The organism is Bacillus sp. 01N45, from assembly GCF_056399205.1.
Genome location: NZ_JBFTQW010000001.1, coordinates 252,915 through 271,503 on the forward strand (window position 1 = coordinate 252,915; position 18,589 = coordinate 271,503).

Sequence of the window (18,589 nt, forward strand, 5' to 3'; positions counted from 1 at the left end):
TCTTACTTGTCCTTATCATAACATGATGTTACCTTCTATAATAAACTTTTTTGTCATATTTAACACGTATTCTCCCCATATCTTTTCAAAATAGCCTGTTTTTCACCTAAAAATTCCCTTATATATCCTATTTCCACACCCATTTTCTCTCCCCTGTCTGCCCCCGCCATTTCTTTGCTATTTTATTATTTTTTATATATCATAGAAACTAGCGCTTTTTATTCTATACATAATGGAATGAAAATATTTCGCAATAACTTCATAGCAGAAAGATGGTGAAATAGATTGCAACGCTTTATTAAATGGTTAGCAGTCATTACGAGTCTTGATTTATTAATAGTTTTACTAGGAGGCGCCTTAGTTACAAAAACAGGTTCTGGCCAAGGGTGCGGTAAATCATGGCCACTTTGTAACGGTGAATTTGTTCCATCTAATTTATCAATGGAAACTATTATTGAACTAAGTCACCGCCTTACATCAGGATCAGCAGGAATTCTTGTCACTCTCCTTTGTATTTTGTCCTGGAAATATTATAAACATGTGCGCGAAACAAAAACGTTAGCAATTTTATCCTTCGTATTTTTAGTTGCGCAAGCATTAATGGGAGCGGCAGCAGTTGTTTGGGGACAAATGCCAGCTGTACTTGCTATCCATTTCGGTATTTCCTTAATTTCATTTGCTTCTGTCATTTTATTAACGTGTCTTATCTTTGAAATTGATCAGAAATTTGATGCACGTTCACTTATTATGGACAAAAAAATGAAATTTCATATTTATGGTGTAACAATTTACAGTTATATTGTCGTCTACACAGGTGCTTTAGTACGTCACGAACGAGCTAGCTTAGCCTGTCCAGACTTTCCTTTATGTAGCAAAAATAGACCTATGCCATCTCAACTACATGAATGGGTTCAAATGGGACATAGAGTTGCAGCGATGTTAATTTTCGCTTGGATACTATACGCGATGATTCTCGCTATTCGCCATTACAAGCAGCAGCCTGTCGTATACTGGGGATGGATCATTTCATTTATCCTTGTTACACTTCAAGCTATCGTAGGAATTTTAGTCGTATTTACAAATGCTAATTTAGTAATGGCATTATTACATTCACTATTCATTTCTTGCTTGTTTGCTGTACTATGCTATTTAGTTATGTTAGGTACACGAAGTAAAGTGAATGCAAAAGAAGCTGAATCAACTTCTAAACAAACAAAATAAATTTAAATTAAAATACCTTGCTGAATTGGCAAGGTATTTTTTGCAATAAAGTGAAACTTTAATCAGTGGGGGTCTTCATCCCCCCACTGATTATTAGCCCGCACCAATCAGGCTTTTATGGGCAGTTGATCCCCCATCTAACTTCTTTGTTTTCGCTGAATTTTGAGGCGGGTGTCTTACTGCCCGGCGAATAGCGGGATAAAAAAAAGAGCTGCATTTACACAGCTCTTTTTCTTTTTTAGTGATCTAATTCAATGAGTAAGTCACCCGTCTGAATTGCATCTCCATCGTTAACATATACTTTTTTCACTTTCCCATTGAACGGCGCTTGAACTGTCGTTTCCATTTTCATCGCTTCTGTAATTGCCATAGAATCGCCTTTTTTCACTTCATCGCCTTCTTTAACAACTACTTTAATAACCGTTCCTGGCATTGTTGCACTAATGTGGTTTGGGTTTTCACGGTTTCCTTTCACACGTTGTGCCACTGTTGCTTTCACACTTTCGTCTTTCACAACTATCTCACGTGGTTGACCGTTAAACTCCAAGTAAAGAACACGATTTCCATCTGGCTGAGGCTCTCCGATTGATACTAGTTTAACCATCAATGTTTTACCTTGTTCGATTTCCACATTGATTTCTTCACCAAGTCTCATACCATAGAAGAATGTCGGTGTATCAAGCACAGATACACTTCCATAAAGCTCAGCAACTTTTTCGTAATCCATAAATACTTTTGGATATAATGCATATGCAACTACATCAAAAATCGTCACTTCGCGTCCAAGCTTATGGAATAGCTCTTCTTTTAACGCATCGAAATCTACTGGCTCTAATAATTCACCCGGTCTTACTGTTAATGGCTCTTTCCCTTTTAAAATAATTTCTTGCAACTTTTTCGGGAAACCACCATATGGCTGTCCTAAATCTCCTGAGAACATTTCAACAACAGATCCTGGGAAGTCCATAGAATGCCCACGCTCTAAAACATCTTGTTCTGTTAAGTGATTTTGAACCATAAATAATGCCATATCACCGACAACTTTAGATGATGGCGTTACTTTAACAATATCGCCAAACATGTCATTCACACGGCGGTACATTACTTTCACTTCATCGAAGCGATCTCCTAAACCAACCGCTTTCGCTTGTTGTTGTAGATTACTATACTGTCCGCCTGGCATTTCGTGCATATATACCTCTGTATGAGGTGCATTCATACCACTTTCAAACGGTGCGTAGTATTTACGTACATCTTCCCAATAATGAGATAGTTTTTCTAATGAATCTATATTAACGTCTGGCTGTCTTTCGTTTCCACCTAATGCATAGTATAGCGTGTTCGCACTTGGTTGTGACGTTTGACCAGCCATAGAACTTACTGCTACATCGACAATGTCAACACCTGCTTCAATTGCCTTTGTATACGTTAATATACCATTTCCACTCGTATCGTGTGTATGCAAGTGAATCGGAATCGATACCGTCTCTTTTAATGCAGAAACTAAATCATATGCCGCATTAGGTTTTAATAAGCCTGCCATATCTTTAATTCCTAATATATGTGCTCCTGATGCTTCTAACTCTTTTGCTAAGTTTTTATAGTAATTTAAATCATATTTACTACGTAACGGATCATGAATATCTCCTGTGTAGCACATTGTTGCTTCTGCAATTTTACCAGTATCTCGTACAGCATCAATCGCAACTCTCATACCTTCTACCCAGTTTAAGCTATCAAAAATACGGAACACATCAATTCCAGCTTGAGCAGAACATTCCACAAATTTTTGAATTAAATTATCCGGATAGTTTTTGTAACCAACTGCGTTTGAAGAGCGAAGTAACATTTGGAATAAAACGTTTGGCATTTTTTCACGAAGATCTAGTAATCGTTCCCATGGATCTTCCTTTAAGAAACGATATGCAACATCAAACGTTGCACCACCCCACATTTCCGCTGAGAATAGGTTCGGTAACATTCTCGCTGTCGGCTCTGCAATTTGATGTAAATCTTTTGTACGAATACGCGTCGCCAGTAATGACTGATGCGCATCACGGAATGTTGTATCCGTTAAAAGTACACGCTTTTGATCTTGTACCCATTTTACTAATCCGTCCGCTCCACGCTCATCCAAAATTTGTTTTGTTCCATTTTGAACCGGCTCTGAGTGTAATACATTCGGTATACGAGCATCCGGGAAAATTGGTTTCTCTTTTTTCCCTACTCCTGGGAAGCCATTTACTGTTACTGACCCAATGTAATTTAACATTTTTGTTCCGCGGTCTTTACGTTTCGGGAACAGGAATAGTTCAGGTGACGCATCAATAAATGAAGTGTCATATTCTCCTGATAAGAAGTTTTTATGTTTTACTACATTCTCTAGGAATGGAATATTTGTTTTAATACCACGAATACGGAATTCTTTTAAGTTACGTTCCATTTTCGCAGCAGCTTGTTCAAAAGTAAGTGCCCATGTTGTAACTTTTACAAGTAAAGAATCATAGTACGGTGTAATAACAGCACCTTGGAAACTATTACCTGTATCAAGACGAACACCGAAACCACCGCCTGATCGGTATGCCATAATTTTCCCTGTATCCGGCATGAAATTATTTAGTGGGTCCTCAGTCGTTACACGAGATTGGATCGCAAATCCATGAACAACTACTTCCTCTTGCTTCGGAACACCTACCATTTTACTATGTAATGCATGTCCATCAGCTATTAAAATTTGCGATTGAACGATATCTACCCCTGTAATCATTTCTGTAATTGTATGTTCAACTTGAACACGCGGATTTACTTCAATAAAGTAAAACTCATCACCTTTTACAAGAAATTCTACTGTTCCTGCGTTTAAATAATTTACATTTTTCGTTAATTTCACAGCCGCATCACAAATACGCTGACGCAAATCATCTGAAAGCGACACACTAGGTGCGATTTCTACCACTTTTTGGTGACGACGTTGTACAGAACAGTCACGCTCGTATAAATGAACAACATTGCCCTCTTCATCTGCTAAAATTTGAACTTCTATATGTTTAGGTTTTTCAACGAATTTTTCAACGTATACTTCATCATTACCAAAGGCTGCTTTCGCTTCTGACTTCGCTCGATTATACGATTCTCTTAATTCTTCACTACTACGTACAATACGCATACCACGACCGCCACCACCAAGGGAAGCTTTAATAATAATCGGGTAATCATACTTTTCAGCAAATTCTCCAACTTCTTCTACTGAATTTACCGGCCCATCACTACCAGGAATAACTGGAATTTGTGCTAGCTGCGCTTGTGTTCTTGCTTTCACTTTATCTCCAAACATATCTAAATGCTTACTCTTTGGACCAATAAAGATAATCCCTTCTTCTTCACAACGTTTTGCGAATTGAATATTTTCTGATAAGAAACCATATCCAGGGTGGATTGCATCTACATGATTACTTTTCGCAATCTCAATAATGCCCTCAATATCTAGATAAGCATCAATTGGCTTTTTCCCTTCCCCAACTAAATAGGACTCATCGGCTTTATAACGATGATAAGAACCACTATCCTCTTTAGAATAGATTGCAACTGTTTTTAATCCAAGTTCCGAACAAGCTCGAAACACACGAATTGCAATCTCTCCACGGTTAGCTACCAATACTTTTTGAATACGTTGCAGCTTTGTCATGATTTTCCCCCTCTACTTTCCTACCACTCTAGAGATAAAATATATACACACCCTAAAGAGCGTGAAGTTCTTCACTTTCTATATTATATTATACTTAGAAAGCTTCACTTTATTTTTATCCATCATACCTTATTTTTTAACAAATGATAAGTTTTCTGATCAATTTGTTTCACAAAAATAGTATAGCATACCTCTTCCTTTTCTAACAACTTAATTGTATATCACATTTGAGTTAATGTGATATATCTTTTAACTGAAAGAGAAATTAATACATCCTATTTAAAACAACTAAAAAATAAAAAAACACATTATGCTCTAAAGCATAATGTGTTTTTATTTTACAACTACAAGATGTGGTCCATTTTGTTCTCTTTCTTTCATTAGACCATTCTGTTGTTTCTCTTGTCGTTTCACGTGACTAGCAATATTGAGTAGTATTCCCATTGCAAGTAGATTAGCTAATAAAGAACTTCCGCCGTAACTAACAAACGGTAATGGTACCCCTGTTAGCGGTATTACTCCAGACATACCACCGACATTGATAAACGTTTGAACTCCAAACAAGCTTGCAATTCCGATAGCTATTAAACTTCCAAATGGATCTGTACACTTTTGTGCAACTCTAAATGACCGAATAATAATAAGTAATAAACAGATTAAAATGATAGCTACACCTATAAAACCAAGTTCTTCAGATATAATTGCCATTATAAAATCCGTTTGCGGTTCTGGTAAATAACCATATTTTTGTACACTATTCCCTAAACCTCTACCATTAAGCCCTCCAGAAGCAATTCCAATAAATGAATTCACTAATTGAAATCCATCCTTTTGAGGATCATTAAACGGATCAAGGAAAACAGAAAAACGTGCCTTTTGATATGGATTTAATGCATAATTACCAAGAAGATATAGTGCCGGAATCCATACTATAGAAGTTAAACCAATTCGTTTAATCCATAAGTTAACCTGTACTCCCGAACAAAGAAACATAATTCCTACTGTTCCTGCAATTAACAAATCAGTACCTAAATCATTTTGCTTTAATATTAAAAACATGATTATACCAACACCAATAAGTACTGGACCTGACCCTTTAAAAACAGGTGTATTCGTTTCTTGTCTTTTCGCAAAAAAATGAGCTAAGACGAGGATAACCGTTATCTTTACAAATTCCGCAGGCTGTATTCCAAATATCCATCCGTTTGCACCATTTACTGACTTAGTGAAAAAGGCAGCTGCAGCTAATAAGGCAACACTAGCACCGTAACTCCCCAACAAAAAAATTCGTTTTCTCCAAACTTTATATGGGATAGTAGCAATAATTATTAATACTATTGTCCCAACAACTAAAGTAATTAATTGTCTTTTAAAAAAGAAATTTGCTGGTTTATCAAATCGTGAAATCGCGACAATGGAACTAGAACTATATACCATTATAACTCCCAACACACATAAGATAACAAGAGGAAGTAACAATGAATAATCCATTGATTTCCATACTCTTTTCATTTCATTTCCTCTTTCTGTTTCAATTTAATTATTGTTGTATTCCATATGTACATTGATTCTTCCTGCTTTATTATACAAATAAAAAGCCCAAACTATTTCAGTTTGAGCCCCCCTATTTGAACCCGTTATTGTTGTTTGTTCGTAAATGCTTCATGAAGTGCAGATAACTCACGTTCAAGCTCTCCTAACATTGCTTTCCCTTGTTCTTCTGCAATAAGACCAAGGCGAACTGCAAAATCGACCTCGCGGGATAGTCCAAACATTTGTGTGTCTAACACTTCTTCATATAATGGACATTGCGGCATTGTAAGATTGTCCATTTGCACCTTAATAAGTCTTAAAATCTTCTCCGCATCCGCTTGTAGAAGGGCTAGTGCCTTTTCCTGATGATTTGATACTGTCTCAGACGCCAAATTGATTCCCTCCGTTTCCGTCCTACTCTCTCCTATCTATTAATATTAGCGATAGTTTTAGTAAATTGCAATAGAAACATTTTTTGTGACAACCGTGTCTAATGCTATTATACTGAAAAGTGGGAGTATAACACAAATGGGGGAACAACAATGAGCGAAATTTTATTTATTAATGGAAAAGTTCGTTTTCCAATCACTATCGATCCAACTGTTTGGATCTTTGATGATCGAAAAGTAGATTTGACAACTTACTTTGATGAAACAAGAGAAAACACTTCAGAACTAGAAGCTTATTTAAAAAACACTTCAGAGCATTGGGATCGCGAAATCCGTGATGGTGCTGCGTTTCCACCGATACAACAAAGTGTAAAGAAATATAAAAAAGAACAACTAATTACTGGAACGTTCGGTATACCATTTCATCCATTTCTTGCTAACGCCGAAATTTCAGAGGACGCTACGCAAGTCGAAATTGAAACAGTAGATCAAACAATAATACTTCCATTAGAAACTGTAGAAAATGCTATTCTTGGTTTTTCAAAAGAAGGAAAGCCATTAAAAGAGGATGGACCTGTTCATCTATATTACAATGATGGATCTAATAGACAAAATCCAATCCGTAACATCCGTAAATTTACAATTATTTAAAGTGTATACTTGGAAGAAAAAGGAGTGAGCCTCAGCTCACTCCTTTTATAATAAATCCGCTGCAAGTTGAGCTAAATTAGACCGCTCCCCTTTAACAAACTTTACATGACCACTAATACGTTGCTCTTTAAACTTCTCTACAACATATGTTAAACCATTATTATATTCATCCAAATACGGGTGATCAATTTGCTGAGGATCCCCCATTAATACAATTTTACTTTTTTCTCCTACCCTTGTTAATATCGTTTTCACTTCATGCTTCGTTAAATTTTGTGCTTCATCAATTATAATGAACTGATCTGGAATACTTCTCCCACGTATATAGGTAAGGGCCTCTACTTCAATCGAACCCATTCCAGCTAAAATAGCATCTAACTCTCCTGGCTTTTTCGTATTAAATAAGTACTCTAGATTATCAAAAATCGGTTGCATCCATGGTCTTAACTTTTCTTCTTTTTCTCCTGGTAAATAACCGATATCTTTTCCGACTGGAACAATTGGCCTTGCAACGAGTAGTTTTTTATATAGTCCTAAATCTTCCGTTTGCATGAGTCCTGAAGCCAACGCGAGTAATGTTTTTCCTGTACCAGCTTTCCCCGTTAACGTTACTAGCGGAATATCTTCACGAAGCAACAATTCTAACCCCATAATTTGCTGCACATTTCGTGGTCGTATCCCCCATACTTGTTCATTGTGAAAAATAAGTTTCTTTACCTTCTTACCTAAATGATCCACAATGCCAAGTGCTGAACTAGATCCCCCTAATGCATCTTTCATTACTACAAACTGATTTGGATAAAAAGGGTGATTTGCAATTTCGGATAAAGGCAATTCACCTTTTTCATAAAAATAATCTAATTGCTCTTTTGATATATACCCTTCTAAAAATCCTGAATATATATTATCTACTTCAATTACACGATCACTTAAATAATCTTCCGCCTTCAAACCAATTGCATCAGCTTTTACCCTTACGAGCACGTCTTTACTTACTAAAATAACAGACTTCCCGTCCTCTTTTTCTTGTTCTTCTAAAGATAGATTTTTTGCTACAGCTAAAATTCGATTATCATTTGTTTTTTCTACAAAAATATCTTGTAGTTGAACAAATGAACGATGATTTAATTCAATACGAAATGTACCGCCGTTTTCTAACGGAATACTTTCATGCAGCTTTCCTATTTCACGAAATTTGTCTATTAACTTAGATACATAACGAGCGTTTCGTCCTACTTCATCCATATAACGTTTTTTCGAATCAACCTCTTCTAATACAACTGCTGGAATCACTACTTCATTTGTTTCAAATGAAAAAATAGATAAAGGATCCTGCAAAAGTACATTCGTATCTAACACATAAATTTTATCCAACCTGTTACCCCCTGACTCCACTTTTAAATTTGTAGAACAAGGGTTTCATCCATAAAATATGGACGAACCATTGTTATAATTATATGTACCGTATAAACGAGGTAGAATCGAAATTCATAACCATGAAACCTTTTATTTATTTTTTATTCATTTCTATTCAATATATTACTTTTAATTATAATTATTAACATAAAATCACAATAACTGATTACAAAAGTTAATAACTTATTTTCTTATTTATCACATTTATAATTCTTTTATTCCTACTAACACTTGGTTATCCAGCTTTTTCGCTGCGCGAATATCATATGTTTTTTCATAGGTTGGCTCAGTTGCAAGCTTCGCTCCATAAAACATAACATCACGTACTTCTTGTACATTTACTTCTATTACAGTTAATTTTAGAGGAATGCCTTCCATTCTATCAGTCAAAATTTCACCTGCACCACTAATGGAAAATACGGATTCATTCGCCATTATAGTCAATACTAGCCCAGTACTATGCCGTATATTTTCCACAATACGTGAACGTTGATCTACTGCAAATCGAATACTAGTTTTACTCACTGCATACACCCAAGAAATAGCACTTACGTTAGGAACTTGTTTTTCGAAGTCTGTTGTTGCTACCATAACAATACATTCTTTACGTAACGTTTGTACTAAATCATCTGTTAATGTAGGATCTACTACATTCGCCATATTTCCACCTCCAAATATACTTACTATATCCTTATCATAACTTATTTTTCGAATTGCGAAAATATTATTTTTTCCCGCTATTATTCAAAAATATTACACTTCCATGATATACTTATACTGATAGAATTCGTATTGAGGTGACGAAATGAGAGTCAAGTGTATGATTTGTGATAAAAAAGATATGTTAGATGATGAAAATCCTATGGCAAAAAAACTACGTAACCGCCCTATTCATACATATATGTGCATGGAATGTTCGGAACGAATTGCAGAACGTACGATGGAACGTCATGCAAGTGGTAATTTCCGATTATACCGTGATAAAAAAGTCGAAGACGATTGGTAAAATGTAAATAAGTCCTTAATCATATAGATAAGGACTTATTTATATTTTTCAGGTTCACGATTCATTTGATCCACAAAACAATCAATAGCTTCTAACGGAAACCTTGCAGATTTTCTTTCTCCATTCATTTCATATGTAATCAAATACATTTCTTCATTCTTTTTAACTTCCACATTCTTTAATTTATGTTCTTCATATATCATATTTTCAAATAACAAATACGTTTCTTGTGCAGCACGATCATCTGGACGTGCTTCGGCAACTGTTTTAATTGTTAACCAATTATATAACGCATCTTGTACTGAACGCATAAAAATTTGCCCCCTCACCCTGCTTTTTGTTGTCTCGCTTGACGTAAACGCAACCTATAAATCCCAAGTACAATTGCCGCTACAACAAGGCCCTCTCCAACAGGTAAAAAAACTGCAAAGAAAGTTAAAACTGTACATCCAATCGCTAACGATATATATATCACTATATTTTTTATTATTGATAGTTTTCTTGCAAAACCTAAATTATACACAAGTGCACTTAATATAATAATGATGCCATACAGCAACCACATCCCTAGTTCCGGATTTTCATCAACTTTACATAATTTCGCAAAAAACGACATTCTTTCTAACATCATTCATCCCCCTTTCTCACAAGAAACAAATTTTATTTATGTACTTAATACAAGAGTAACCCGCAAAAAAAATACTGTCCACAAAAAAGAGTAAATATTCCAAAAATAAATACAATAAAAAACAGCCACCCCTCAAAGGTAGCTGTTCTATTATTTTACGCTTCTACAGATTTCTTTTTCTTAGCAGCTCTTTCGCGCTCGCTCTTATCAAGAATCTTTTTACGTAGACGAATTGATTCTGGAGTTACTTCACAGAACTCGTCATCGTTTAAGTACTCTAATGACTCTTCTAAAGTCATTAAGCGTGGTTTTTTCATTGTTGAAGTTTGATCTTTCGTCGCAGAACGAATATTAGTTTGTTGTTTCATTTTTACAACGTTAACTGTTAAGTCATTCTCACGAGTATGTTCTCCAACAATCATACCAGCATATACTTCTGTACCTGGTTCAACGAAGATTACACCACGGTCTTCAACTTGCATAATACCGTATTGTGATGCTTTTCCTGTTTCAAGTGAAACTAGAACACCTTGGCGACGTCCACCAACTTGTCCAGCGTGTACTGGTTGGTAGCAATCGAATGTATGGTTTAAAATACCGTAACCACGAGTTAATGTTAAGAATTCTGTTGTGTAACCAATTAAACCACGTGCTGGAACCATGAAAGTAAGGCGAACTTGACCGTTTCCGTTATTCACCATATCTAACATTTCACCTTTACGTGCACCCATAGATTCCATAATAGAACCAGTGTATTCTTCAGGTACATCGATTTGCACGCGCTCTACAGGCTCACATCTTACGCCATCAACTTCTTTAATAATTACTTCAGGCTTAGATACTTGTAGTTCATAACCTTCACGACGCATGTTTTCAATTAGGATAGATAAATGTAATTCCCCGCGTCCAGATACGATCCACGCATCAGGAGAATCTGTATTATCTACACGTAAACTTACATCTGTTTCTAATTGTGAACGAAGACGCTCTTCAATTTTCCGAGATGTAATGAATTTACCTTCACGACCTGCAAATGGGCTGTTATTTACAAGGAATGTCATTTGTAGTGTTGGCTCATCAATACGTAATAATGGTAAAGCCTCTTCATGCTCAACCGGACATACCGTTTCACCTACGTTAATGTCTTCCATACCCGAAACAGCTACTAAATCTCCAGCTTTTGCTTCTTCAATTTCTTGACGTTTTAATCCAATGTAACCAAATAATTTCGTTACACGGAATTGTTTTACAGTTCCATCAACTTTCATTAATGCAACTTGTTGTCCTACTTTCATTGTACCACGGAATACGCGTCCAACCCCGATACGACCAACATAGTCATTGTAATCAAGAAGTGCTACTTGGAATTGAAGTGGCTCTTCGCTGTTATCAACTGGTGCTGGAATATGTTCAATAATTGTGTCAAACAATGATTTCATATTCTCTTCTTGATTTGCTGGATTTGAATCTAAGCTTGCTGTTCCGTTCATTGCTGATGCAAATACAACTGGGAACTCTAATTGATCTTCGTTTGCACCAAGTTCGATGAATAAGTCAACTACTTCATCAACTACTTCATCAGGGCGAGCGAAGTCACGGTCAATTTTGTTTACAACAACGATTGGAGTTAAGTTTTGCTCAAGAGCTTTCTTTAAAACAAATCGTGTTTGTGGCATACAACCTTCATATGCATCAACAACAAGTAGAACACCATCAACCATTTTCATGATACGTTCTACTTCTCCACCGAAGTCAGCGTGACCAGGTGTATCTAAAATGTTAATTCTTTTATCTTCATAGTGAATCGCAGTATTCTTCGCTAAAATTGTAATACCACGTTCTCTTTCTAGATCGTTTGAGTCCATTGCGCGTTCTTCAATATGTTCATTCGCACGGAACGTCCCCGCTTGACGTAATAACTGGTCAACAAGTGTTGTTTTACCATGGTCAACGTGGGCAATAATTGCTATATTTCGTAAATCTTGTCGTTTTTTCAACATGTCCAACTCCTAATGTCTTTTTAATCCTTCTCTATTATAAGAGCGAAGGGGATACAATGGCAATCAAAATAAAATCAAGAATGAAAATATAGTTGTATTCTTACTTTTGTGAAAGTAAAATGAGATTGGAGGGTGAAGAAATGGAACACATTCAATATCGCTTTTTATTAACTGCAATTATCGGTGTTATTTTCTTAATCGGTATCGGCATTATGGTTGCTGAAAATAGTCCCATCGGTATTATTATTTGCATTATCGGCACATTTGTTACAGTTGGATACGGTTTTGTAACAAAAAGAAAAATGCGTAAATCGAAATAACGTCAAAAAGTAAGAAGCGCTTATACAGCCTCTTACTTTTTTTGTTACTCCGCTATAAATCGTAACAACTCTTCATACACTCCTGGTTTTGCAACTAATACGCTGCTCTTCTCTACGATAGAAAGCGGGGATCCAGAAAAAGTTGTCACCTTGCCTCCAACTTCCTCTACAATTATCCGTCCCCCACCAAAATCCCATGGTGATAATCTCGGCGTTACATATGCATCTATTCTTCCTGTTGCAACGTATACCATCTCTAACGCTGCACAGCCATATGATCTCGTGCCTCTTGCTTTCTTAACCAGTGCCATCATACTTTCCTTATTAAGCATTGGATTGTCAGTAAGCCATATCGCATTTAAAGCTACAATACCTTGCTCTACAGTTCCTTTTTCCAATAAAGGTATTGGTACTTCATTACAAAATGCTCCAGCTCCCTTTACCGAATGGTATAATTCATCATGAACTGGATCATAAATGAGTCCAACCTTTCCGATACCGTTCTCATAAATTCCAATTGAAATTGCGAAATTTCTTTTTTGATGAACAAAGTTCATCGTGCCATCAATTGGATCAATTAACCAAACAACCCCATCAGAAGAAGTTACCTCATCTCCATAACCTTCTTCTCCTAAAATATTATGGTTCGGGAATGTTTCTTTAATTTTCCCAATTAAAAACTGTTCTATTTCTCGGTCCATATTTGTTACTAAATCAGCTGCATTGGATTTCGTTTCTATAGTAAGTGCTTTTTCCATTGATGCCATTAAAAACTCTCCTGCATCTCGAATCCACTGTTTGGCGTGTGCATCGATGTCTTTCCATACTTCTTGCATGTTTAAACACTCCGATCTATACTGTTCACAGAAAAAACGAACCCTTTATAAGGTTCGCACCAACTAATTTTTTATACATATACTATTATTACGCTTCTAAACGAATCATTTCAAGTCTTAACACTTCTAACTTTTGTACACACTCTTCTTTTTTCAGTTTATCATTTTCCATCATCGCATCATATAAAGTTGCTAATTCATAATCTAGCTCCAAACGTAGCACCGGTATTCTCTTTTCAGCATCTGTTCTCTTTAACGCATTAATCACCTGTCTCATATTATTTGCCTCCTCCCAATATTCGTCTGCCCTCGGACTAGAATTGATTCAATTTTCTGATTTTTTGTTTTATACTATACTATGTTGGATAAATCATCTATGCAACAAAATTATATTTTTTTATTTAAATTTTTTTGTGCTGTTTTTTTTATGAATAGTACAAGCTATGCTAAAATAAAAGCAAAATAGGAGTTGGAGGAACAATCATGACACTACAAACATTCAAGTCAACTGATTTTGAGGTCTTTACAGTTGATGGTCTCGAAGAACGAATGAGTGCAATTAAAACGAACATTCATCCTAAGCTTGAAGCTTTAGGGGAACAGTTTGCAACGTATTTATCCAAACAAACTGATGAGAACTTTTTTTATCATGTAGCAAAACATGCACGCCGCAAAGTCAATCCACCAAACGATACTTGGGTTGCTTTTTCAACAAATAAACGCGGTTATAAAATGCTGCCACATTTCCAAATTGGATTATGGGGTACTCATGCCTTCATATACTTTGGTTTAATCTATGAGTGTCCACAAAAAGTGGAGACGGCTCACGCCTTCTTAGAACATTTAAATGATTTAAAAACAAATATTCCAAATGACTTCGTTTGGTCCATTGACCATACTAAACCAAGTGTAAAATTACATAAAACACTTGAAACAGAAGACTTACAAAAGATGATTGAACGTCTAGCTACTGTGAAAAAAGCAGAATTATTAGTTGGTATTCATATATCACCAGAGGAGTTTTCAGCAATGACCAACGAACAATTCCTTGCTAAGATTGAATCTACGATGCAATCACTCCTTCCTTTATATGCACTTTGTAATCGATAGTAGAAAACGGACAATTTATATTGTCCGTTTTTAGTTGTTATCACATTATATCACTTCAGTTTTCATTTTTCAAAATTTTTTTACATTTTTACAAGCTTTTGTTCTTCAGTTTCTTTCGCCCTTTGAATCGCACGGTATATAGAATATCCACTTACTTCTTGAAACTCTTTATCAATTTTCTTCTCTTCTGCTTTAGATGGAACAATCTCTTTAAAACGACGATATAATCCCATTAATTCTTCTCTTATAATTCCTTTTTCATATGCTTTCTCAATTGCTTCATAAAACTTCACAATTACAACCATTTCCTCATTTGACCAATTATAATCTAACGGATATTGATATTCCATTTCGCACCTCATTTATCATTTCTTCTTATTTCAATATGCTATCTTAAAGGGATTTTTTTCTTCTTCACTATAGCCACTTTGCATTATACACTATTTATTCATTGTGATGGAATTGTCTTCCTCTATAAGTTAATTGGAAATAACTATTTAACATACTCACTGTAAAAATATTTTTTCTATACATCTATAATTATTGGTGATATAATGCTTTTGTTTTATAGAAAATAAAGTGAACCTACCATCTCAAAAATGCTTTTGTGATTGGCAGAAAAACAAGTCTCATTCTAAAAAGCACTTAACTTTTTTAGAACAAGATTATATAAAACAAACTCTAATAAATATTATGAAAAAGAAGGGGTGTATAGATTGTCCCAATACGAAACACCATTGTTTACCGCTTTAGTTGAGCACAGTAAGCGAAATCCAATTCAATTCCATATTCCTGGTCACAAAAAAGGACAGGGCATGGATCCTACATTTCGCGAATTTATTGGGCATAATGCATTAGCAATTGATTTAATTAATATTGCGCCGCTCGATGATTTACATCATCCAAAAGGTATGATTAAAGAAGCACAAGATTTAGCAGCCGCTGCATTTGGTGCAGATCATACTTTCTTTTCTATTCAAGGTACAAGTGGTGCAATAATGACAATGGTGATGAGCGTGTGCGGTCCTGGTGACAAAATCCTAGTGCCACGAAACGTGCATAAATCAGTAATGTCAGCTATTATTTTCTCAGGTGCAAAACCGATTTTCATGCATCCTGAAATCGATCCAAAACTTGGTATTTCACACGGAATCACAATTCAATCTGTCAAAAAGGCACTTGAAGAGCATTCAGATGCGAAAGGCTTACTTGTTATTAATCCAACATACTTTGGCTTTGCTGCGGACTTAGAACAGATTGTCCAATTAGCCCATTCTTATGATATCCCTGTACTAGTTGATGAGGCTCATGGTGTTCATATTCATTTTCACGATGAATTGCCGATGTCAGCGATGCAAGCCGGTGCAGATATGGCAGCAACAAGTGTTCACAAATTAGGAGGATCTTTAACGCAAAGTTCTATTCTTAACGTGAAGGAAGGCCTTGTGAACGTTAAACATGTTCAATCTATTATTAGCATGCTTACGACTACATCAACTTCTTACATCTTGTTAGCATCCCTAGATGTTGCTAGAAAACGTCTTGCTACAGAAGGAACAGCACTCATAGAACAAACAATTCAATTAGCGGAACAAGTTCGTGATGCTATTAATGCTGTTGAGGATCTTTACTGTCCTGGGAAAGAAATGCTAGGTACAGATGCTACTTTTAACTACGATCCTACAAAGATAATTGTATCTGTAAAAGATTTAGGTATTACAGGCCATCAGGCTGAAGTATGGCTTAGAGGGCAATATAACATTGAAGTAGAACTCTCGGATTTATACAACATACTATGTCTTGTCACTTTTGGGGATACAGAAAGTGAGACAAATACACTTATTGCAGCATTACAAGATTTAGCAGCAACATTTAGAAATAAAGCCGATAAAGGTGTTCAAATACAAGTAGAAATTCCAGAAATACCAGTGCTAGCACTTTCTCCTCGAGATGCTTTTTATTCGGAAACAGAAGTCATTCCGTTTGAAAATGCAGCAGGTCGTATTATAGCTGATTTCGTTATGGTTTATCCGCCAGGGATTCCAATCTTTACTCCGGGGGAAATTATTACACAAGATAACTTAGAGTATATTCGTAAAAACTTAGAAGCGGGTTTGCCTGTACAAGGTCCTGAAGATATGACATTACAAACATTACGTGTGATTAAAGAGTACAAGCCTATCAGTTGATAGGCTTTTCTTTCACCTTTTTTCTCTTTTCCCATACGATATTAAGTAATGTAACGTATAGGTGGGGATACTATTATGATTGTAATAGGCCGTTCTATTGTACATCCTTATATCACAAATGAATATGAGCCATTTGCAGCTGAGAAACAACAAATTTTATCGATAATGGCAGGAAATCAAGAAATTTATTCCTTCCGAACATCTGATGAACTCAGCTTTGATCTAAATTTGCGAGTGAATATTATTACTTCTGCATTAGAACTTTTTCAAAGTGGATTTCAGTTTCGCACATTTCAACAATCCTTTTGCAACCCCCAGTATTGGAAAAGAACACCACTTGGAGGATTCGAGCTACTACCAAACATACCCCCTTCCATTGCCATACAAGATATTTTCAAAAACGGAAAACTATATGGAACTGAATGCGCCACCGCTATGATCATTATTTTTTACAAAGCTTTACTATCATTATATGAGGAAGAAACTTTCAACCGTCTCTTTGCAAACCTTTTACTTTATACGTGGGACTACGATCAAGATTTAAAGCTCATAACAAAAACGGGTGGCGATCTTGTTCCAGGTGATCTCGTTTATTTTAAAAATCCACAAGTGAATCCAGCTACGATCGAGTGGCAAGGAGAAAATACAATCTATCTAGGAAATTTCTTTTTTTACGGACATGGCGTAGGTGTAAAAACAAAAGAGGAAATTATATACTCATTAAATGAACGACGAGTCCCTTACGCTTTTATTTCAGCTTTCTTGACCGATACTATTACCCGTATTGATAGCCGTCTCATGAGCCACTACGCCTCTCCTAGCACTCCACAGACATCGATAGGATTTATTCCGATTAGAGATGATGCAATCGTTGCAACAGTTGGCCATACAACTACAATTCATTAAAAAAAGCGCCTACATATGTAGGCGCTTCTTCTTATTTAAGCTTTTGTATGTTCTTTATGGTCACATTCGCAATGAGATCCACATTTTCCGTATAGTACTGTTGATTTTTCATCTTCAAAATGTCCGATTGTTCCTTCACATACTTGGCATACGATTGTTCCCACTTTTCATTTCCCCCTGAGTTTTAATAATAATCTACTTATTTATAATTAAGCTTTCGCCTTGTCTCTATTAGCACAGTCACAATTTGTACCACATTTTCCGTAAAGCACTGTCGTTTTTTCATCTTCAAAATGTCCGATTGTTCCTTCACATACTTGGCATACGATTGTTCCCATTTTTCATTTCCCCCTAAGTTTATGGTCCTAAAAACTTTTAGCTGTCCATTTCCTATCAATTATTGGGCTTTTGTATGCTCTGTGTGATCACATCCGCAAGATCCACATTTCCCGTAAAGTACCGTTACTTTCTCATCCTCGAAGTGTGCAATTGTACCTTCACAATCTTGACATACGATCGTTCCCATTTTTCATTTCCCCCTAAGTTTATAATCCCAAAAACTTTTGTAACCGCTTAACTTTCTGTCTTTATTTTAATATGTTATACTTTTTACGTCAATAGGTTTTTAGTATAACACATTAAATATTTTTAATTTAAATTAGTATGCGATATTCGAACAAAAAAACAGCCATATTTATA

The 18,589-nt window shown here is 35.7% G+C and carries 21 protein-coding genes; 7 read left to right on the plus strand and 14 right to left on the minus strand.

The window, feature by feature from the left end; all coding sequences use genetic code 11:
- Nucleotides 1-285: 285 nt before the first annotated feature.
- Nucleotides 286-1,221, plus strand: coding sequence for a heme A synthase (ctaA, locus tag AC1DMU_RS01200; RefSeq protein ID WP_088064315.1), 936 nt, complete (start codon nucleotides 286-288; stop codon nucleotides 1,219-1,221).
- Between the two features lie 238 nt (nucleotides 1,222-1,459).
- Here the strand turns inward: ctaA and pyc are convergent, their stop codons facing one another.
- The 3 genes from pyc to AC1DMU_RS01215 form a co-directional block, all read right to left on the minus strand.
- A complete protein-coding gene (gene pyc / locus AC1DMU_RS01205) occupies nucleotides 1,460-4,906 on the minus strand; it encodes a pyruvate carboxylase (RefSeq protein WP_048546114.1) in 3,447 nt (1,148 codons plus the stop codon).
- Between the two features lie 333 nt (nucleotides 4,907-5,239).
- Nucleotides 5,240-6,418, minus strand: coding sequence for an FtsW/RodA/SpoVE family cell cycle protein (locus AC1DMU_RS01210; protein WP_088064316.1), 1,179 nt, complete (start codon nucleotides 6,416-6,418; stop codon nucleotides 5,240-5,242).
- Between the two features lie 125 nt (nucleotides 6,419-6,543).
- Nucleotides 6,544-6,831 (minus strand): Fpa/YlaN family protein, encoded by a 288-nt coding sequence (locus AC1DMU_RS01215; RefSeq protein ID WP_000135698.1) that lies wholly within the window; start codon nucleotides 6,829-6,831, stop codon nucleotides 6,544-6,546.
- Between the two features lie 150 nt (nucleotides 6,832-6,981).
- Here AC1DMU_RS01215 and AC1DMU_RS01220 point away from each other — a divergent pair, with 150 nt between their 5' ends.
- Nucleotides 6,982-7,479, plus strand: a complete 498-nt coding sequence (locus AC1DMU_RS01220) for a molybdopterin-binding protein (RefSeq protein WP_088123318.1) — start codon at nucleotides 6,982-6,984, stop codon at nucleotides 7,477-7,479.
- A gap of 45 nt (nucleotides 7,480-7,524) precedes the next feature.
- Here the strand turns inward: AC1DMU_RS01220 and AC1DMU_RS01225 are convergent, their stop codons facing one another.
- Together AC1DMU_RS01225 and AC1DMU_RS01230 are read right to left on the minus strand one after the other, a co-directional pair.
- A complete protein-coding gene (locus tag AC1DMU_RS01225; protein ID WP_000358079.1) occupies nucleotides 7,525-8,853 on the minus strand; it encodes a PhoH family protein in 1,329 nt (442 codons plus the stop codon).
- Nucleotides 8,854-9,099: 246 nt separating this feature from the next.
- Nucleotides 9,100-9,555, minus strand: coding sequence for a PNPOx family protein (locus AC1DMU_RS01230; protein ID WP_000024571.1), 456 nt, complete (start codon nucleotides 9,553-9,555; stop codon nucleotides 9,100-9,102).
- 145 nt (nucleotides 9,556-9,700) lie between these two features.
- On the opposite strand from AC1DMU_RS01230, the gene AC1DMU_RS01235 reads away from it, so the two are divergent.
- Nucleotides 9,701-9,901: a YlaI family protein gene (locus AC1DMU_RS01235; RefSeq protein ID WP_001995040.1), complete on the plus strand. Its 201-nt coding sequence runs from the start codon at nucleotides 9,701-9,703 to the stop codon at nucleotides 9,899-9,901.
- A 35-nt stretch (nucleotides 9,902-9,936) separates the two neighbouring features.
- On the opposite strand, the gene AC1DMU_RS01240 is transcribed toward AC1DMU_RS01235, so the two are convergent.
- The 3 genes from AC1DMU_RS01240 to typA form a co-directional block, all read right to left on the minus strand.
- Nucleotides 9,937-10,212 carry a hypothetical protein gene (locus AC1DMU_RS01240; RefSeq protein ID WP_088064318.1) on the minus strand — a complete coding sequence of 92 codons (276 nt, stop codon included), beginning with the start codon at nucleotides 10,210-10,212 and terminating at the stop codon, nucleotides 9,937-9,939.
- Between the two features lie 14 nt (nucleotides 10,213-10,226).
- Nucleotides 10,227-10,529, minus strand: a complete 303-nt coding sequence (locus tag AC1DMU_RS01245) for a YlaH-like family protein (RefSeq protein WP_000893656.1) — start codon at nucleotides 10,527-10,529, stop codon at nucleotides 10,227-10,229.
- A gap of 155 nt (nucleotides 10,530-10,684) precedes the next feature.
- On the minus strand, nucleotides 10,685-12,529 hold the full coding sequence (typA, locus tag AC1DMU_RS01250) for a translational GTPase TypA (protein ID WP_000914755.1): 1,845 nt from the start codon (nucleotides 12,527-12,529) through the stop codon (nucleotides 10,685-10,687).
- 140 nt (nucleotides 12,530-12,669) lie between these two features.
- On the opposite strand from typA, the gene AC1DMU_RS01255 reads away from it, so the two are divergent.
- Entirely contained in the window at nucleotides 12,670-12,849 is a 180-nt protein-coding gene (locus AC1DMU_RS01255; RefSeq protein ID WP_000400128.1) for a DUF5325 family protein, read from the plus strand.
- A 44-nt stretch (nucleotides 12,850-12,893) separates the two neighbouring features.
- Here the strand turns inward: AC1DMU_RS01255 and AC1DMU_RS01260 are convergent, their stop codons facing one another.
- Nucleotides 12,894-13,685 (minus strand): inositol monophosphatase family protein, encoded by a 792-nt coding sequence (locus AC1DMU_RS01260; RefSeq protein ID WP_088064319.1) that lies wholly within the window; start codon nucleotides 13,683-13,685, stop codon nucleotides 12,894-12,896.
- Nucleotides 13,686-13,773: 88 nt separating this feature from the next.
- Nucleotides 13,774-13,962 (minus strand): hypothetical protein, encoded by a 189-nt coding sequence (locus AC1DMU_RS01265; protein ID WP_001250166.1) that lies wholly within the window; start codon nucleotides 13,960-13,962, stop codon nucleotides 13,774-13,776.
- Between the two features lie 206 nt (nucleotides 13,963-14,168).
- Here AC1DMU_RS01265 and AC1DMU_RS01270 point away from each other — a divergent pair, with 206 nt between their 5' ends.
- A complete protein-coding gene (locus AC1DMU_RS01270; protein ID WP_000175087.1) occupies nucleotides 14,169-14,795 on the plus strand; it encodes a YktB family protein in 627 nt (208 codons plus the stop codon).
- 80 nt (nucleotides 14,796-14,875) lie between these two features.
- On the opposite strand, the gene AC1DMU_RS01275 is transcribed toward AC1DMU_RS01270, so the two are convergent.
- Nucleotides 14,876-15,145 (minus strand): UPF0223 family protein, encoded by a 270-nt coding sequence (locus tag AC1DMU_RS01275; RefSeq protein WP_000456567.1) that lies wholly within the window; start codon nucleotides 15,143-15,145, stop codon nucleotides 14,876-14,878.
- Between the two features lie 366 nt (nucleotides 15,146-15,511).
- On the opposite strand from AC1DMU_RS01275, the gene speA reads away from it, so the two are divergent.
- A complete protein-coding gene (speA, locus tag AC1DMU_RS01280) occupies nucleotides 15,512-16,984 on the plus strand; it encodes an arginine decarboxylase (protein WP_142291804.1) in 1,473 nt (490 codons plus the stop codon).
- 75 nt (nucleotides 16,985-17,059) lie between these two features.
- Nucleotides 17,060-17,890: a protein-glutamine gamma-glutamyltransferase gene (locus AC1DMU_RS01285; protein WP_088064321.1), complete on the plus strand. Its 831-nt coding sequence runs from the start codon at nucleotides 17,060-17,062 to the stop codon at nucleotides 17,888-17,890.
- A gap of 35 nt (nucleotides 17,891-17,925) precedes the next feature.
- On the opposite strand, the gene AC1DMU_RS01290 is transcribed toward AC1DMU_RS01285, so the two are convergent.
- The 3 genes from AC1DMU_RS01290 to AC1DMU_RS01300 are packed head-to-tail and all read right to left on the minus strand — an operon-like array spanning nucleotide 17,926 to nucleotide 18,416.
- Nucleotides 17,926-18,054 carry a GapA-binding peptide SR1P gene (locus AC1DMU_RS01290; protein ID WP_000536796.1) on the minus strand — a complete coding sequence of 43 codons (129 nt, stop codon included), beginning with the start codon at nucleotides 18,052-18,054 and terminating at the stop codon, nucleotides 17,926-17,928.
- 45 nt (nucleotides 18,055-18,099) lie between these two features.
- Nucleotides 18,100-18,228, minus strand: coding sequence for a GapA-binding peptide SR1P (locus AC1DMU_RS01295; RefSeq protein ID WP_000536801.1), 129 nt, complete (start codon nucleotides 18,226-18,228; stop codon nucleotides 18,100-18,102).
- Nucleotides 18,229-18,287: 59 nt separating this feature from the next.
- Entirely contained in the window at nucleotides 18,288-18,416 is a 129-nt protein-coding gene (locus AC1DMU_RS01300; protein ID WP_000536778.1) for a GapA-binding peptide SR1P, read from the minus strand.
- Nucleotides 18,417-18,589 lie beyond the last annotated feature (173 nt).

What these genes read in the sequence shown, in the direction of transcription:
- pyc (WP_048546114.1), bottom strand. Translation starts at nt 4,906, where the DNA reads ATGACAAAGCTGCAACGTATTCAAAAAGTATTGGTAGCTAACCGTGGA.
- AC1DMU_RS01210 (WP_088064316.1), bottom strand. Translation starts at nt 6,418, where the DNA reads ATGAAAAGAGTATGGAAATCAATGGATTATTCATTGTTACTTCCTCTT.
- AC1DMU_RS01220 (WP_088123318.1), top strand. Translation starts at nt 6,982, where the DNA reads ATGAGCGAAATTTTATTTATTAATGGAAAAGTTCGTTTTCCAATCACT.
- AC1DMU_RS01230 (WP_000024571.1), bottom strand. Translation starts at nt 9,555, where the DNA reads ATGGCGAATGTAGTAGATCCTACATTAACAGATGATTTAGTACAAACG.
- AC1DMU_RS01235 (WP_001995040.1), top strand. Translation starts at nt 9,701, where the DNA reads ATGAGAGTCAAGTGTATGATTTGTGATAAAAAAGATATGTTAGATGAT.
- AC1DMU_RS01240 (WP_088064318.1), bottom strand. Translation starts at nt 10,212, where the DNA reads ATGCGTTCAGTACAAGATGCGTTATATAATTGGTTAACAATTAAAACA.
- AC1DMU_RS01245 (WP_000893656.1), bottom strand. Translation starts at nt 10,529, where the DNA reads ATGTTAGAAAGAATGTCGTTTTTTGCGAAATTATGTAAAGTTGATGAA.
- typA (WP_000914755.1), bottom strand. Translation starts at nt 12,529, where the DNA reads ATGTTGAAAAAACGACAAGATTTACGAAATATAGCAATTATTGCCCAC.
- AC1DMU_RS01255 (WP_000400128.1), top strand. Translation starts at nt 12,670, where the DNA reads ATGGAACACATTCAATATCGCTTTTTATTAACTGCAATTATCGGTGTT.
- AC1DMU_RS01260 (WP_088064319.1), bottom strand. Translation starts at nt 13,685, where the DNA reads ATGCAAGAAGTATGGAAAGACATCGATGCACACGCCAAACAGTGGATT.
- AC1DMU_RS01265 (WP_001250166.1), bottom strand. Translation starts at nt 13,962, where the DNA reads ATGAGACAGGTGATTAATGCGTTAAAGAGAACAGATGCTGAAAAGAGA.
- AC1DMU_RS01270 (WP_000175087.1), top strand. Translation starts at nt 14,169, where the DNA reads ATGACACTACAAACATTCAAGTCAACTGATTTTGAGGTCTTTACAGTT.
- AC1DMU_RS01275 (WP_000456567.1), bottom strand. Translation starts at nt 15,145, where the DNA reads ATGGAATATCAATATCCGTTAGATTATAATTGGTCAAATGAGGAAATG.
- AC1DMU_RS01285 (WP_088064321.1), top strand. Translation starts at nt 17,060, where the DNA reads ATGATTGTAATAGGCCGTTCTATTGTACATCCTTATATCACAAATGAA.
- AC1DMU_RS01295 (WP_000536801.1), bottom strand. Translation starts at nt 18,228, where the DNA reads ATGGGAACAATCGTATGCCAAGTATGTGAAGGAACAATCGGACATTTT.
- AC1DMU_RS01300 (WP_000536778.1), bottom strand. Translation starts at nt 18,416, where the DNA reads ATGGGAACGATCGTATGTCAAGATTGTGAAGGTACAATTGCACACTTC.